General features: G+C 73.1%; 14 protein-coding genes. 7 read left to right on the top strand and 7 right to left on the bottom strand.

The features are described 5' to 3' along the window. Window positions 1–2: 2 nt before the first annotated feature. The 3 genes from ACZ7LK_RS09890 to ACZ7LK_RS09880 form a co-directional block, all read right to left on the bottom strand. The gene (locus ACZ7LK_RS09890) at window positions 3–1,796 is read right to left on the bottom strand and encodes a glycosyltransferase family 2 protein (RefSeq protein WP_392271968.1); all 1,794 of its coding nucleotides are present in this window, start codon (window positions 1,794–1,796) and stop codon (window positions 3–5) included. Window positions 1,797–1,955: 159 nt separating this feature from the next. Beyond that, window positions 1,956–2,249 carry an MTH1187 family thiamine-binding protein gene (locus tag ACZ7LK_RS09885; RefSeq protein WP_392271969.1) on the bottom strand — a complete coding sequence of 98 codons (294 nt, stop codon included), beginning with the start codon at window positions 2,247–2,249 and terminating at the stop codon, window positions 1,956–1,958. Next, window positions 2,246–2,590, bottom strand: a complete 345-nt coding sequence (locus tag ACZ7LK_RS09880; RefSeq protein ID WP_392271970.1) for a DUF3817 domain-containing protein — start codon at window positions 2,588–2,590, stop codon at window positions 2,246–2,248. Before ACZ7LK_RS09880 ends, ACZ7LK_RS09885 begins: the two co-directional genes overlap by 4 nt. Window positions 2,591–2,764: 174 nt before the next feature. Here ACZ7LK_RS09880 and ACZ7LK_RS09875 point away from each other — a divergent pair, with 174 nt between their 5' ends. The 4 genes from ACZ7LK_RS09875 (at window position 2,765) to ACZ7LK_RS09860 (ending at window position 5,437) form a co-directional block, all read left to right on the top strand. After that, window positions 2,765–3,403: an AIM24 family protein gene (locus ACZ7LK_RS09875; protein WP_392271971.1), complete on the top strand. Its 639-nt coding sequence runs from the start codon at window positions 2,765–2,767 to the stop codon at window positions 3,401–3,403. Next, window positions 3,403–4,053, top strand: a complete 651-nt coding sequence (locus ACZ7LK_RS09870) for an AIM24 family protein (RefSeq protein WP_392271972.1) — start codon at window positions 3,403–3,405, stop codon at window positions 4,051–4,053. The genes ACZ7LK_RS09875 and ACZ7LK_RS09870 overlap by 1 nt, the downstream gene beginning before the upstream one ends. After that, the gene (locus ACZ7LK_RS09865) at window positions 4,050–4,823 is read left to right on the top strand and encodes an AIM24 family protein (RefSeq protein WP_392271973.1); all 774 of its coding nucleotides are present in this window, start codon (window positions 4,050–4,052) and stop codon (window positions 4,821–4,823) included. The genes ACZ7LK_RS09870 and ACZ7LK_RS09865 overlap by 4 nt, the downstream gene beginning before the upstream one ends. Before the next feature lie 137 nt (window positions 4,824–4,960). After that, on the top strand, window positions 4,961–5,437 hold the full coding sequence (locus ACZ7LK_RS09860; RefSeq protein ID WP_392271974.1) for a MarR family winged helix-turn-helix transcriptional regulator: 477 nt from the start codon (window positions 4,961–4,963) through the stop codon (window positions 5,435–5,437). 3 nt (window positions 5,438–5,440) lie between these two features. Here ACZ7LK_RS09860 and ACZ7LK_RS09855 read toward each other — a convergent pair whose 3' ends face one another. Then, on the bottom strand, window positions 5,441–6,796 hold the full coding sequence (locus tag ACZ7LK_RS09855) for a sensor histidine kinase (protein WP_471139387.1): 1,356 nt from the start codon (window positions 6,794–6,796) through the stop codon (window positions 5,441–5,443). Continuing rightward, window positions 6,793–7,452 (bottom strand): response regulator transcription factor, encoded by a 660-nt coding sequence (locus ACZ7LK_RS09850; protein ID WP_392271976.1) that lies wholly within the window; start codon window positions 7,450–7,452, stop codon window positions 6,793–6,795. The genes ACZ7LK_RS09855 and ACZ7LK_RS09850 overlap by 4 nt, the downstream gene beginning before the upstream one ends. A gap of 117 nt (window positions 7,453–7,569) precedes the next feature. Between ACZ7LK_RS09850 and ACZ7LK_RS09845 the strand changes: the two genes are divergently transcribed. After that, a complete protein-coding gene (locus ACZ7LK_RS09845; protein ID WP_392271977.1) occupies window positions 7,570–7,854 on the top strand; it encodes a PepSY domain-containing protein in 285 nt (94 codons plus the stop codon). Window positions 7,855–7,953: 99 nt separating this feature from the next. Here the strand turns inward: ACZ7LK_RS09845 and meaB are convergent, their stop codons facing one another. After that, window positions 7,954–8,910 carry a methylmalonyl Co-A mutase-associated GTPase MeaB gene (meaB, locus tag ACZ7LK_RS09840; RefSeq protein ID WP_392272666.1) on the bottom strand — a complete coding sequence of 319 codons (957 nt, stop codon included), beginning with the start codon at window positions 8,908–8,910 and terminating at the stop codon, window positions 7,954–7,956. Window positions 8,911–8,926: 16 nt separating this feature from the next. Next, entirely contained in the window at window positions 8,927–10,135 is a 1,209-nt protein-coding gene (locus ACZ7LK_RS09835; protein WP_392271978.1) for an acetyl-CoA C-acetyltransferase, read from the bottom strand. A gap of 138 nt (window positions 10,136–10,273) precedes the next feature. Here ACZ7LK_RS09835 and mce point away from each other — a divergent pair, with 138 nt between their 5' ends. Beyond that, complete coding sequence (mce, locus tag ACZ7LK_RS09830; protein WP_392271979.1) at window positions 10,274–10,726, top strand: methylmalonyl-CoA epimerase; 453 nt, start codon at window positions 10,274–10,276, stop codon at window positions 10,724–10,726. Window positions 10,727–10,892: 166 nt separating this feature from the next. Then, window positions 10,893–14,948: a polarized growth protein Scy gene (gene scy, locus ACZ7LK_RS09825; RefSeq protein ID WP_471139382.1), complete on the top strand. Its 4,056-nt coding sequence runs from the start codon at window positions 10,893–10,895 to the stop codon at window positions 14,946–14,948. The last annotated feature ends 33 nt before the right edge of the window (window positions 14,949–14,981 follow it).

Genomic DNA, 14,981 nt, shown 5'->3' with positions numbered 1-14,981 from the left:
GGTCAGTTCCCTCCTGTCGTCGTGGCGAACGCGGGCTCGGGGTCGTCCCCGGTCTTCGGCCGGACCGTGACCGCCACCGGCGGGGCGGGCACCGGATCCGGGGCGCGGAGGCGGGCGCGGGCCCGGCGCTCGAGGAGCAGGCCGCCGCCCCAGACGGCGACCGGGGCCAGGGCGATGAGCAGGGCGAGCACCGCCCAGGTGCGCATGGCCGCGTGGGTGTGGCCGAGGACGGCGGAGGCCACGAGGGAGGCGGCGAGCACGGCGGCCCAGTACAGGTGGATACGGAAGGTGGCGGGCCGGTCGGGGCTCGCCTCACCGCCCTTGGGGGTGACGACGAAGCGGCCGTGGGTGCGCAGCAGGGCCGACACCAGGGACTTGAGGTAGATCGGGGCGCAGAGCGCGGACATCGCCATGCCGGCCAGGCCGCCGGACCCCTCCGGTTCGTGGGGGGAGACGTTGTGGCGGCGGTTCCACAGGTAGAGGCCGATCTGGAGGGCGGCGGCGTCGCTGTAGAGCATCAGCCAGACGGACGACGAGACCTGGGTTCCGGAGGCGCCGAGCCAGAGGAACAGCACGCAGGACAGGACGCCGAGGAACCAGTTGACGGCCGTCATCGGGTAGTAGACCAGCATCAGCGTGTAGTTGAGCAGCCGGCCGGGCGGCACCCGGAAGAACGCCTTCCCGTACTGCGTGAAGAGGGTCTCGTACGTACCGCGCGACCAGCGCAGTTGCTGGGTGAAGAAGTCGGTCCAGGAGGCGGGCCCCTCCCCGACCGCGAGGACGTCGGGTGTGTAGACGGACCGCCACAGGTGCCCGGTGCGCGGGTTGGCGGTGCGGTGCAGCTCGAAGCCGGTGGCCATGTCCTCGGTGATGGAGTCGTACAGCCCGCCTATCTGCTTGAGGGCCCGGACGCGCACCACGTTGTTGGTGCCCACGAACATGGGGGCGTGGTAGCGGTTGCCGGCGCGCTGGATGAGGGCGTGGAACAGGAACTGCTGGGACTCGGCGGCCTTGGTGACGGGCGAGGTGTAGTTGCCGTACACCTGGGGGCCGACGACGAAGGCGACGTCGGGGTCGCGGAAGAAGCCGAGGGTCCGCTCCAGGAAGTTCGGCAGCGGGACGTGGTCGGTGTCGACGGAGGCGAAGAAGTCGTAGTCGTCGCCGTGCATCGCGAGCCACGCGTTGTAGTTGCCGTGCTTGGTCCTGGCCTTGTGCGCGCCCGTGGGGCGGTTCCACGCGGGGACCCCGGCCCGGGTGAAGTGGCGTACGCCGAGCTCGCGGCACAGGGCCTTGGCCCGCTCGTCGTCGCCCTCGTCGAGCAGCCACACGTCCAGCCGTCCGTCGTGGGTGACGCGGACGGCGCCTTCGAGGGTGGCGCGGACCATGGAAAGGGGCTCTTTGCCCGGTACGTACGTGGTGAGGAACGCGACGCGGGTGCCCTTCTGCGGCACGACGGGGACCGGGTCGCGGGCGACCATCGTGGCGTGGGCGATGGACACCACGTTGATCAGCATGAAGAGGCAGATGAGCCCGATCGACACCAGCATCACCGCGTCGAACCTGATGAGCCAGCGGTCGCCGCCCTCGCGGGTGGTCCAGTGGGTGGGCCAGACCAGGTACACCAGCACCGCCGCCGAGAGCAGCGGGGCCAGGGTCATGAGCAGGACGGCGCGTATTCGGTGCGGCTCCTGGGAGAGCAGGCTGCGGTACCGGACCTGGTACGCCGTCCGGCCCGGTTCCGTCAGGGGGCCGGCGAGACGGCTGTAGGTGTCGTAGTCGTAGCCATCCGGCCGCACGGTGCCTCCAGCTGTCGAGCGGGTCGCATATCCCCACCAAAGGGGAGAACCAGCGACGTGTCGACCGGAGGCGTCCGAGCGGGCGTTTCTGTGCCGCGCCGGGTGTGAAGCGGCCCGTGCCCCGGCCGGCGCGGGCCGGGAGCACGGGCGGACGCGCGGTCAGGCGGAGAGGTGGCGCTCCACCGTGGCGACCTTGGAGGTCAGGCCGTCCGTGACGCCGGGCCGGATGTCGGCCTTCAGGACCAGCGAGACGCGGGGCGCGCGTGCCTCCACGGCGGCGACGGCGCGCCGGACGACGTCCATGACCTCGTCCCACTCGCCCTCGACGGAGGTGAACATGGCGTCGGTGCGGTGCGGCAGCCCGGACTCGCGGACGACGCGCACGGCGTCGGCGACGTACGCGCCGACCTCCTCGCCGACGCCGAGCGGGGTGACGGAGAAGGCGACGATCACGCGTTCACCGTGCCCTCGCGGCGGGCGCGGGAGGCGATCACCGCGTCGTCGGCGGCGCGCTTGAGCCTGCGGTCCGCGAAGAACCCGCCGAAGGGCAGGACGGAGAGCACGAAGTACAGGGCGGCGGTCTTCGGCTCCCACTTGGTGCGGTTCCAGGCGTCGGCCCAGAACAGCACGTACAGGACGAAGAGCACGCCGTGGACGGCGCCCATGACCGGGACCGCGTTGAACTCCGTCGTGCGCTTCAGCACCGAGCAGACGAGCAGCAGGATGAACGACACGGCCTCCGGGGCGGAGACCAGTCGGAGGCGGTGGAGGGAGGCGGCGGTCTTGATGTCCACGAGGCAGCACCTTCGGCGTCGGTCGGGGGGCGACTGTCGCCCGCGCCCGGATCTTGTGAATCGGTGCACAAGCGACCCGTTCATTGTGACAGGCGGCCGCGCACGCCCCGTATCAGGGTCGGGATCCTCCCCGGGGCCCTGTCTGCCGCCGCGGCCTGCGGTTACCGTCATCGCGTGGCAACGTTCCGACTCCAAGGCAGCAAGGTGCTCGCCGTCGACATGACCGGCGACGCCGTCAAAGCGAAGAACGGCTCGATGGTCGCCTACGACGGCCGGATGGCGTTCAAGAAGATGTCCGGCGGCGGTGAGGGCCTCCGCGGGATGGTGACCCGCCGGCTCACCGGCGAGCAGATGGAGATGATGGAGGTGAAGGGGGAGGGCACCTGCTTCTTCGCCGACCGGGCGTCCGAGATCAACCTGGTCTCGCTGTACGGCGACAAGCTGTACGTCGAGTCCAGCAACCTGCTGTGCGCCGACGCCTCCCTGCGCACCGGCACCAGCTTCACCGGGCTGCGCGGCGGGGCGACCGGGACCGGGCTGTTCACCACCACGGTCGAGGGCACCGGACAGGCCGCGATCATGTCCGACGGGCCGGCCGTGGTGCTGCGCGTGACGCCGCAGTACCCGCTGTCGGTGGACCCCGGCGCCTACGTGGCGCACCAGGGCAACCTCCAGCAGAACTTCCAGTCCGGTGTGACCTTCCGCACACTGCTGGGCGAGGGTGGCGGCGAGGCGTTCCAGATCCGCTTCGAGGGCGACGGCCTGGTCTACGTCCAGCCGAGCGAGCGCAACACGATCGGAGGGGACGTCTGATGCCGTTCCGCGAGGTCAATTCGAAGATGGTCGAGGCGACGATCTCCCCCGGACAGAAGATGTTCAGCCAGCGTGGCGCGATGCTGGCCTACCGGGGCGAGGTCACTTTCACGCCGAACATGGCCGGTGGCCAGGGCGGCGTGATGTCGATGATCGGCCGCCGGGTCGCCGACGAGGCAGCCCCCCTGATGACGGTGGAGGGCAGCGGCACGGTGATGTTCGGGCACGGCGGCCACCACATCCAGGTCATCACCCTCACCGGCGAGACCCTGTACGTCGAGGCGGACCGCCTGCTGGCCTTCGACGGCACCCTCCAGCAGGGCACGATGTTCATGGGCTCCCAGGGCGGCGTCATGGGCATGGTGCGCGGCCAGGTGACCGGCCAGGGCCTGTTCACCACGACGCTCAAGGGCCACGGCGCGGTCGCCGTGATGGCCCACGGCGGAGTGATCGAACTGCCCATCACCCCGAACCGTCCGGTGCACGTGGACCCGCAGGCCTACGTCGCCCACCACGGCGACGTCCGCAACAAACTGTCCACCGCCCTCGGCTGGCGCGACATGGTGGGACGCGGCTCCGGCGAGGCCTTCCAGCTCGAGCTGAGCGGCAACGGTGCGGTGTACGTCCAGGCGTCGGAGGAGAAGCTGTGAGCACGCCCGTCATTCACGACCCCATGACCCTGCCGAGCGACGACAACGTCAACGCGTACACCTTCTGCGTGGAGCTCAAGGGCTCCCAGTGGTTCCTCCAGAAGGGCAAGATGATCGCCTACTACGGGCGCATCGACTTCAACGGCATCGGCCACGGCGGCCTGGACCGGCTCGTCCGCTCCAGCTTCCACTCCCCGCTGCACGCGAGCGACTGGGTGGTGGCGGAGGGCAGCGGCAAGATGCTGCTCGCGGACCGCGCGTTCGACGTGAACTCCTTCGACCTCGACGACGGCAACCTCACGATCCGCGCCGGCAATCTTCTCGCCTACCAGCCCTCCCTGGCACTGAAGCAGTCGATCGTGCCGGGCTTCCTGACCCTCATCGGCACGGGGAAGTTCGTGGCCGCGTCGAACGGCCCGGTGGTGTTCATGGAGCCGCCCCTGCGCGTGGACCCGCAGGCCCTGGTCGGCTGGGCCGACTGCCCCTCACCCTGCCACCACTACGACCACGGCTACATGACCGGGGTGATGGGCGGGCTGCGGGCGCTGACCGGGCTCGGCGGGGCGTCGGGCGAGGAGCACCAGTTCGAGTTCGTCGGCGCCGGGACGGTACTGCTCCAGTCGACGGAGGCCCTGATGGCGGAGCAGGCGACGGGCGCGGTGCCGCACGAGCCGGGCGTCCCCGGGGCGGGATCCGGCCACGTCCGGCCCGGTTCCGCACCGCGCCTTCCCGGACAGCTGGGGGACCTCCAGCGTCGCTTCGGGCTGTGAGCGGTAGTCTGCGGAGTGTGACGCCCTCGAACGTCTGCACCCTTGACCCGGTGCGGCCGCGAGGACGGGGGGCCGGCGTGCCCGGCGTCACCGACCCTCAATCGTCCAGAATTCAACTTCTTAGGTAGAATCCATATATGGAGACCGAGACGGCCACCAACTGGCTGACCGACGACGAGCAGTGCGCCTGGCGCACCTATCTGGACGTCAACAGGCTGCTGACGTACCAGCTGGAAAAGGACCTCCAGCCATTCGGCCTGACCATCAACGACTACGAGATCCTGGTCAACCTGTCGGAGGCGCCCGACCACCGCCTCCGCATGAGCGACCTGGCCGCCGCGACGCTCCAGTCCAAGAGCCGGCTCTCCCACCAGATCACCCGGATGGAGAACGCGGGGCTGGTACGCCGGGAGAACTGCGAGTCCGACCGGCGCGGGCTGTACGCGGTGCTGACCGAGCAGGGCATGGACACCATGCGGAACGTGGCCCCGCACCACGTCGACTCGGTGCGCAGGCACTTCATCGACCTGCTGAGCCCCGAGGCCCTGGCCGACCTCCGCAAGGCCCTCACCCCGATCGCCGAACAGCTCCGGGGCCTGCGCGGCAAACCGTAGGGCTCACGCCGCCGGCAGCCGCAGTTCGAACAGCGCGCCGCCCGACGCGGCCCGCCCCACCGTCAGCGTCCCGCCGTGACGCACCGCCACGTCGCGGGCGATGGCCAGCCCCAGGCCGGCACCGCCCTCGTCACGGCTCCGCGCGTCGTCGAGACGGACGAACCGTTCGAAGACCCGCTCCCGCTCGGGCTCCGGCACGCCGGCCCCGTCGTCCGCGACGGTGAGCACGACGTGCCGGCCCGCGCGGCGCACGGTCACCCACACGGCCGTCCCGGCGTGCCGCTGCGCGTTGTCCAGCAGGTTGCCCAGCACCCGCGCGAGCTGCCCGCGCGACCCGCCGGCCTCGGCCTTCTCCGCCTCGATCCGCACCGGCACCCGGTCGCCCGTGCGCTGGGCGACCTCCTGCCGCACCAGGGCCGCCAGATCGACCCGCCCCCGGCCGGGCCGCTCCCCGGCGTCCAGCCGGGCCAGCAGCAGCAGGTCGGCGGCGAGCCGCTGGAGCCGTACGGTGTCGGCCACCGCCCCTGGCAGGTCCAGCAGCTCCGGGTGCGCCGCGCCCACCTCAAGCTGGGTGCGCAGGCTGGCGACGGGGCTGCGCAGCTCGTGCGACGCGTCGGCGACGAACCGCCGCTGGCGCTCCACGCTCGCCTCCAGCGCCGCCAGCGTCTCGTTGGTCGTCCGCGCCAGCCGGGCCACCTCGTCGCGCGTCGCCGGGACCGGGACCCGGCGCGACAGGTCCTCCGACCCGGTGATCGCCGCCATCTCCCGCCGGATGCCCTCGACGGGCTTCAGCGCCCGCCGCGTCACCAGCCAGGTCACGCCCGCCACCACCAGCAGCAGCGGCACCAGCGCGGCGAGCATCGCGTCCCGTACGCCGGCGACCGTCGCCTCCTCCGCGGCGAGCGGCGCCCCCGCGTGGACGGTCACCCCGCCGACCTCCACGGCGGCGAAGCGGTACGTCGCCGTCCCGCCGTCGACCGTGACCTCGCCCGTCGCGTGGTCCACGTCCTCCGACACCTCGCCCCGGGTGCCGGCGGCACCGCCCGCGACGGCCCTGGTGCCGGGGCTGCCCGCCCCCTCGATGCGCTCGACGTCCTCCCCGACGGCGACGACCCGCCCGTCCCCGTCGACCACCTGCACCGGGTGCTCCTCGGTGTCGTCGGGCAGGTCCAGCCGGCGGTAGGGCGTACCGGCGGCGATCTGCGACGCGACCGATCGCGCCGTCACCTCGGCCTGGAGCCCGGCCTGGTCCACCAGGTTCCCCCGCAGCACCCCCAGCAGGGCCGCCCCCGCCACCACCAGGGCCAGCGCGACCACGAGCGTCGCGCCCAGCGCGGTGCGCGCGCGTACGGACCTCACGGCCGCTCCAGCCGGTACCCGGCGCCGCGCACCGTCGTGATGACCCCGGGCCCCAGCTTGCGCCGCAGGGTGCTGACGTACACCTCGACGATGTTCGGGTCGCCGTCGTACGCGAAGTCCCACACGTGCTCCAGGACCTCCGTCTTCGCGACCACCTCCCCCGCCCGCGAGACCAGGTGCTCCAGCACGGCGAACTCCTTCGCGGTGAGGGCCACCTCCTCCTCCCCCATCCGCACCCGCCGGCCGGCCGTGTCCACCCGCAGCGCCCCGGCCGCCAGCACCGGGGACGCGCTCCCCCCGCGCCGCCGCAGCAGCGCCCGCACCCGCGCCACCAGCACCACGTACGAGAACGGTTTGGTCAGGTAGTCGTCGGCGCCCGTGTCGAGCCCCTCGGCCTCGTCGTACTCGCCGTCCTTGGCCGTGAGCATCAGGATCGGCACCTCGTGCCCGGCGGCCCGCAGCGCCCCGCACACGCGGTACCCGTTCATGCCGGGCAGCATGATGTCCAGCACGACCAGGTCGTACGCGCCGGTCCCCGCACGGTGCAGGCCCTCCCGGCCGTCGTGCACCACGTCCACGGCGAAGCCCTCGGCCCGCAGCCCCGCCGCGAGCGACAGGGCGAGCCGCCTCTCGTCCTCCACGATCAACAGGCGCATGCGCCCAGGGTCCCAAACGGAAGCTGAAGAACCCTTCAGCCGCCTTCAGGCCCCCTTCAGCGCGCCGGCGGCACGGTGGGTGCCGTACCGATCGCACCACCCATCGGAGGACCTTCCATGAAGCGCAACGTCATCATCGCCACGGTCACGGCGGCGGCCCTGCTCACGGGCGGCACGGCGGCCGCGTTCGCCGCCACGTCGGACGACGACGCCCCGGTGCAGCGCCCGGCCGTCACGGCCGAGCAGGCCCTCAAGGCGGTCGCCGCCCACGGCACGGTCGTGTCCCTGGAGCTGGACGACGACGGGCGGTCCTGGGACGTCGAGCTCGTCACGAAGGACGGCGGGACGCGGGACTGGACGGTCGACGGAAAGGGCGAGGCCAAGCCCGACCCCACGGACTGACCCGGCCGGGGCGGCGCCCCCGGAAGGGACGCCGCCCCGGTTCCGTCGTGCCCACCGCCCGGGCAGGCCACCGCACGGGCGTGCCCGGGGCGGGCGGGGTCAGTGGCCGGTGAGGCCGGCGACGAGTTCGTCGGCGGCGGCGTACGGGTCCAGGTCGCCCGCCACGATGCGCTCCGAGAGCGCGTCCAGCCGCCGGTCCCCGTGGAGGTCGCCGATCCGCTCGCGCAGGGCGGTGACCGCGATGGTCTCCACCTCGTGCGCCGCCCGCGCCCGTCGCCGTTCCGCGAGGACGCCCCGTTCCTCCATCCACGCGCGGTGCTTCTCCAGCGCCTCCACGACCTCGTCGACGCCCTCGCCCCGCGCCGCGACCGTCTTCACGATCGGCGGCCGCCAGTCGCCCGGCCCGCGCGACTCGCCGAGCCCGAGCATGTGGTTCAGCTCGCGCGCGGTCGCGTCGGCGCCGTCCCGGTCGGCCTTGTTGACGACGTACACGTCGCCGATCTCCAGGATGCCCGCCTTGGCGGCCTGGATGCCGTCGCCCATCCCGGGGGCGAGCAGCACCACGGAGGTGTCGGCCTGGGAGGCGATCTCGACCTCCGACTGCCCGACGCCCACCGTCTCCACGAGCACCACGTCGCACCCGGCCGCGTCGAGCACCCGGATGGCCTGCGGGGCGGCCCAGGCGAGCCCGCCGAGGTGCCCGCGCGTGGCCATCGAGCGGATGTACACGCCCGGGTCCGAGGCGTGCTCGGACATCCGCACCCGGTCGCCGAGCAGCGCGCCGCCGCTGAACGGCGAGGACGGGTCGACGGCGAGGACGCCGACCCGCTTGCCGGCCCGCCGGTACGCGCTGACCAGCGCCGACGTCGAGGTCGACTTGCCGACGCCGGGCGAGCCGGTGAGGCCCACCACATAGGCGTTGCCCGCGAGCGGTGCCAGCGCCGCCATCACCTCACGGAGCTGCGGGGACGCCCCCTCCACGAGCGAGATCAGCCGGGCCACGGCGCGCGGCCGGCCCTCCCGTGCCTGGGCGACCAGTGCGGGGACGTCCACCATCACTTACACAGCTCCCTTACTTGCCGTTGCCGGGGACGCGGAGGATGAGCGCGTCGCCCTGGCCGCCGCCGCCGCACAGCGCCGCCGCGCCGACGCCGCCACCGCGCCGCTTGAGCTCCAGCGCGAGGTGGAGGACGACACGGGCGCCGGACATGCCGATCGGGTGCCCGAGCGCGATGGCGCCACCGTTGACGTTCACCTTTTCCGGGGAAACCCCGAGGTCCTTCATTGACTGCACGGCGACGGCCGCGAACGCCTCGTTGATCTCGATGAGGTCGAGGTCGGCGACGTCCAGCCCGTCCTTCGCCAGCGCGTGCCGGATGGCGTTCGACGGCTGGGACTGGAGCGAGTTGTCCGGCCCGGCCACGTTGCCGTGGGCGCCGATCTCGGCGATCCACTCCAGACCGAGCTCCTCGGCCTTGGCCTTGCTCATCACCACGACGGCGGCCGCGCCGTCGGAGATCTGCGACGAGGTGCCGGCGGTGATCGTGCCGTCCTTGGCGAAGGCCGGGCGGAGCTTGCCCAGGGACTCCACCGTGGTCTCGGGCCGGATGCCCTCGTCCTTGCTGAAGACGACCGGCTCGCCCTTGCGCTGCGGGATCTCGACCGGGGTGATCTCGGCCTCGAACAGGCCGTTCTTCTGCGCGGCGGCGGCCCGCTGGTGGGACAGCGCGGCGATCTCGTCCTGCGCCTCGCGGGCGATGCCCAGGCGGGTGTTGTGCTTCTCCGTGGACTCGCCCATGGCGATGTTCTCGAAGGAGTCGGTGAGGCCGTCGTACGCCATGGCGTCGATCATCTCGATCGCACCGTACTTGTAGCCCTCGCGGGACTTGGGCAGCAGGTGCGGCGCGTTGGTCATGGACTCCTGACCGCCGGCGACGACCACGTCGAACTCACCGGCGCGGATCAGCTGGTCCGCGAGGGCGATGGCGTCGAGGCCGGAGAGACACACCTTGTTGATGGTGAGGGCGGGCACGTTCATGGGGATGCCGGCCTTGACGGCGGCCTGGCGGGCGGGGATCTGGCCGGCCCCGGCCTGGAGCACCTGGCCCATGATCACGTACTGCACCTGGTCGCCGCCGATGCCGGCCCGGTCCAGCGCGGCCTTGATGGCGAAGCCGCCGAGGTCGGCGCCCGAGAAGGTCTTCAGCGAGCCGAGCAGACGGCCCATGGGCGTGCGTGCGCCCGCGACGATGACTGAGGTGGTACCGGTCGTTCCAGACATGAGGCACGGCCCCTTGGATGTGGAGTGTGAACGAGGGTTTACCGCCAATGTACTGAGCGGTACGTGTCCTGGTCACCGGCCAGCCAGTGTGATGGCGCGCACGTTGCGTAACCACCTCCGGAGCGCTGCACTGGTGCCATGCTGACGCGAATCGACCACATCGGGATCGCCTGTTTCGACCTCGACAAGACCGTTGAGTTCTACCGTGCCACGTACGGCTTCGAGGTGTTCCACACCGAGGTCAACGAGGAGCAGGGGGTCCGTGAGGCCATGCTCAAGATCAACGAGACGTCCGACGGGGGTGCCTCCTACCTCCAGCTCCTGGAGCCCACCCGGGAGGACTCCGCCGTGGGCAAGTGGCTGGCCAAGAACGGCGAGGGGGTCCACCACATCGCCTTCGGCACCGCCGACGTGGACGGCGACGCCGCGGCGATCCGTGAGAAGGGTGTGCGGGTCCTGTACGACGAGCCCCGCATCGGCTCCATGGGATCGCGCATCACGTTCCTGCACCCCAAGGACTGCCACGGCGTCCTCACGGAACTGGTGACCTCGGCCGAGCCGTCCGCCGGGACGTCCTCGGTGGAGCACTGACCTCCGGATTCCTGGCCCGGTAGAGTGGGCGGCTCCGGGCCGGGGCCGGATCGGGGCCGTGCCGCGTCTCCGTCTGTGATCTGACACCATTCCCCGGGGGGCCGTTCGCCGGCGAACGGTGCTCGTACCAAGAGAGTTGCGACCAGGGGACGGATGGGACCGCGCAGTGCGGGGCTACGAACGCCAGGAGAGCCACCGGGCTGACGACCACCTTTCGCGGTTCGAGGCCGAGATGGACCGGCTGAAGACCGAGCGGGAGAAGGCCGTCCAGCACGCCGAGGACCTCGGTTACCAGGTCGAGGTGTTGCGCGCCAAGCTCCACGAGGCGCGCCGCACCATCGCGTCCCGTCCGGCGTACGACAACGCCGACATCGGCTACCAGGCCGAGCAGTTGCTGCGGAACGCCCAGGTCCAGGCCGACCAGCTCCGCTCGGACGCCGAGCGCGAGCTGCGCGAGGCGCGGGCCCAGACGCAGCGGATACTGCAGGAGCACGCCGAGCACCAGGCCCGCCTCCAGGCGGAGTTGCACGCCGAGGCGGTGCAGCGCCGCCAGCGGCTGGACCAGGAGCTCTCCGAGCGCCGCCAGACGGTCGAGGCGCACGTCAACGAGAACGTGGCGTGGGCCGAGCAGCTTCGCGCCCGCACCGAGGCGCAGGCCCGCCGGCTGATGGAGGAGTCCCGCGCGGAGGCCGAGCAGGCCCTGGCGGCCGCCCGCGCGGAGGCCACCCGGCTCGCCGAGGAGGCCCGCCGGCGCCTGGGCGCCGAGACGGAGACGGCCCGCGCGGAGGCCGAGGCGATCCTGCTGCGCGCCCGCAAGGACGCCGAGCGGCTGCTGAACGCCGCGTCCACCCAGGCGGCGGAGGCCACCAGCCACGCCGAGCAGCTCCGCAGCGCGACCACCGCGGAGTCGGACCAGGCGCGCCAGCAGGCGGCCGAGCTGAGCCGGGCCGCCGAGCAGCGGATGGCCGAGGCGGAGGAGCGGCTGCGCGAGGCCCGCGCGGAGGCCGACAAGGTCCTGGCGGAGGCCCGCGAGGCGGCGGGCAAGCGGCTGTCGAGCGCCGAGTCGGAGACCGAGCAGCGCACGCGTACCGCGAAGGCGGAGATCGCCCGGCTGGTCGCGGAGGCGACGAAGGAGTCCGAGGCCCTCAAGGCGGAGGCGGAGCAGGCGCTCGCCGATGCCCGCGCGGCGGCGGAGAAGCTGGTCGCGGAAGCCTCGGAGAAGGCCCGTACGGCGGCGGCGGAGGATTCGGCGGCGCAGCTCGCCAAGGCCGCCCGTACCGCCGAGGAGGTGCTGTCCAAGGCGTCGGTCGACGCCCAGGAGACCACCCGCAAGGCGTCCGAGGAGGCCGAGCGGATCCGCCGCGAGGCCGAGGCCGAGGCGGACCGGCTGCGTGCCGAGGCGCACGACACGGCCGAGCAGCTCAAGGGCGCCGCGAAGGACGACACCAAGGAGTACCGCGCCAAGACGGTCGAGCTCCAGGAGGAGGCGCGCCGGCTGCGCGGGGACGCCGAGCAGCTTCGGGCGGAGGCGATCTCCGAGGGCGAGCGGATCCGGGGCGAGGCCCGGCGCGAGGCGGTCCAGCAGATCGAGGAGGCGGCCAAGACCGCCGAGGAGCTGCTGACCAAGGCGAAGGCGGACGCGGACGAGCTGCGGACGTCCGCGACGGCCGAGAGCGAGCGGGTCCGCACCGAGGCCATCGAGCGGGCGACGGGCCTGCGCAGGCAGGCCGAGGAGACGCTGGAGCGCACCCGGGCGGAGGCCGAGCAGCTTCGTACGGAGGCGGATGAGCAGGCCGAGTCGGTGCGGGACGCGGCCGAGCGGGCCGCCGCCGCGCTGCGCGAGGAGGCCGAGCGGGGCATCGCGGCCCGGCAGGCGGAGGCCGCCGAGGAGCTGGCCCGGCTGCACACGGAGGCGGAGAGCCGCCTCGCGGCCGCCGAGCGGGCGCTGGCCGACGCGCGGGCGGAGGGCGAGCGGATCCGCCGCGAGGCGGCCGAGGAGACCGAGCGGCTGCGCACCGAGGCCGCAGACCGCATCCGTACGCTCCAGGCGCAGGCCGAGCAGGAGGCCGAGCGGCTGCGCACGGAGGCCGCGGCGGACGCGTCGACGGCCCGGGCGGAGGCGGAGAACGCGGCGGTACGGCTGCGTTCGGAGGCGGCCGCGGAGGCGGAGCGCCTCAAGTCGGAGGCGCTGGAGTCGGCCGACCGGATGCGGGCGGAGGCGCAGGCCGCCGCCGAGCGGGTCACGGCGGAGGCCGCCGAGGAGCTGGCCGCCGCGCAGGACGAGGCCAACCGGCGCCGCCGCGAGGCGGAGGAGACGCTGGGGGCCGCGCGCACGGAGGCGGACCAGGAGCGGGAGCGGGCCCGCGAGCAGAGCGAGGAGCTGCTGGCGTCGGCGCGCAAGCGCGTCGAGGAGGCGCAGACCGAGGCGCAGCGGCTGGTCGAGGAGGCGGACCGGCGGGCCACCGAGATGGTGTCGGCCGCCGAGCAGACCGCGCAGCAGGTGCGGGACGCGGTCGCCGGGCTGCACGAGCAGGCCGAGGAGGAGATCGCCGGGCTGCGGTCGGCGGCCGAGCACGCGGCGGAGCGCACGCGGGGCGAGGCGCAGGAGGAGGCGGACCGGGTCCGTTCCGACGCGTACGCGGAGCGGGAGCGGGCCGCGGAGGACGCGAGCCGGCTGCGCGAGCGGGCCCAGGAGGAGACCGAGGCGGCCAAGGCGCTCGCGGAGCGCACGATGGCGGACGCCATCGCGGAGTCGGAGCGGCTGAAGTCCGACACGGCCGAGTACGCGCAGCGGATGCGGACGGAGGCGTCGGACTCGCTCGCCTCGGCGGAGCAGGACGCGGCGCGCACCCGGGCGGAGGCGCGGGAGGACGCCAACCGCATCCGGTCGGAGGCGGCGGCGCAGGCGGACCGGCTGGTCGGCGAGGCGACGAGCGAGGCCGAGCGGATGACGGCCGAGGCCGCCGAGCTGCTGGCGACGGCGGAGCGGGACGCGGCGCGGCTGCTCGACGAGGCCGAGCAGGTCAAGGCGGAGGGCGAGGCGCAGGCCGAGGAGCTGCGGGCGGCCGCCCGGGCGGACGGCGAGCAGGCCCTGGACGAGGCGCGGAAGGCGGCCGACAAGCGGCGCGCGGACGCGGCGGCGCAGGCGGACCAGCTCATCGGCGAGGCCACGGGCGAGGCCGAGCGGATCGGCGCGGAGACCGCCGAGCGGGTCGAGCGGCTGGTGGCCGAGGCGACGGCGGAGGCCGAGCGACTGGTGGCCGAGGCGACCGGGGAGGCCGAGCGGCTGCGGGCCGAGGCCGCCGAGACGGTCGGTTCCGCGCAGCAGGCGGCGGAGCGGATCCGCACGGAGGCGGACCGGCTGCGCACGGAGTCGGAGGCGGCCGCCGAGCAGGTGCGGTCCGAGGCCCGGGCCGAGGCGGACCGGGTGGTCGACGAGGCGCGCGAGGCGGCGGCCAAGCGGCGGGCGGACGCGGCCGAGCAGGCCGACCAGCTCGTGGCCAAGGCGCGGGAGGAGGCGCTGCGGGCGACCGCGGAGGCGGAGTCGCAGGCCGACACGATGGTGGGCGCGGCCCGCAAGGAGGCCGAGCGGATCGTCGCCGAGGCCACCGTGGAGGGCAACGCGCTGGTGGAGAAGGCGCGTACGGACGCCGACGAGCTGCTGGTCGGGGCGCGGGGTGACGCCACGGCCATAAGGGAGCGGACGGAGGAGCTCCGCCGGCGTACGGAGGCGGAGATCGAGGAACTGCACGAGCGGGCCCGCCGGGAGAGCGCCGAGCAGATGAAGTCCGCGGGCGAGCGGGTCGACAAGCTGGTGAAGGCCGCGACCGAGCAGCGGGCCGAGGCGGAGGCCAAGGCCAAGGAGCTGCTGGCGAACGCGAATTCGGAGGCGAGCAAGGTCCGTATCTCGGCGGTGAAGAAGGCCGAGGGGCTGCTCAAGGAGGCGGAGCAGAAGAAGGCCAGCCTCACGCGCGAGGCGGAGAAGATCAAGGCGGACGCCGAGCGCGAGGCCGAGAAGATGATCTCCGAGGGCAAGCGGGAGCTGGAGGTGCTGGTGCGGCGCCGGGAGGACATCCAGGCCGAGATCTCCCGTGTCCAGGACGTGCTGGAGGCGTTGGAGTCTTTCGAAGCGCCTTCGGGGGGTACGAAGGAGGGCGGCGGGGTCAAGGCCACCGCGGCGGCAGGGGTTACCCGTTCGAGTGGCAAGTCAACCGACGAGTAAGCCACTCAAAAGGCTGGACATTCTCCAGTTTGA

It is taken from the genome of Streptomyces sp. NPDC039423, assembly GCF_055598725.1.
This window is presented reverse-complemented; position numbering and strand designations above follow the sequence as displayed.